The 492-nt window shown below is 43.5% G+C and carries 2 tRNA genes; both read left to right on the forward strand.

Annotated elements, in window-relative coordinates:
• Window positions 1-6 precede the first annotated feature (6 nt).
• Window positions 7-83, forward strand: a tRNA-Ile gene (locus H4J59_RS00055).
• 120 nt (window positions 84-203) lie between these two features.
• Window positions 204-279: transfer RNA gene (locus H4J59_RS00060), tRNA-Ala, on the forward strand.
• Window positions 280-492: the final 213 nt, after the last annotated feature.

Consider the following 492-nt stretch of genomic DNA (forward strand, 5'->3'; position numbering starts at 1 on the left):
AGAAATAGGTCTGTAGCTCAGCTGGTTAGAGCGCACCCCTGATAAGGGTGAGGTCGGCAGTTCAAGTCTGCCCAGACCTACCAATTTACGCCACTTGCTGCGTTGGAATGATACTCGTGTAGAAATCTACACTTCGCATCCTTCCGCCTTGCAACTGACGTAAATTTACGTTTCGTTTTAGCTTAACGTGTGTTTCCCATTGCGGGGCTATAGCTCAGCTGGGAGAGCGCCTGCCTTGCACGCAGGAGGTCAGCAGTTCGATCCTGCTTAGCTCCACCACTTCTTCACCAAAGAGAGAGACCAAACTTAAACTATCAAAAGTTGATAAGTTAAGTTTGGTTTTTTAAACCAAGTCTTCACCGAATGCGTGTGAATGACAAATTCTTTAACAATCTGGAAAGCTGATATAAATACCGGTATTTATATGATGAACACGGTGTCGCGCTGTTGTTTGTAAATTATAAATACCAAGCTGTTATTAATAGGAATATC

This window comes from Colwellia sp. MB02u-10 (assembly GCF_014077185.1).
Classification (GTDB): domain Bacteria; phylum Pseudomonadota; class Gammaproteobacteria; order Enterobacterales; family Alteromonadaceae; genus Cognaticolwellia.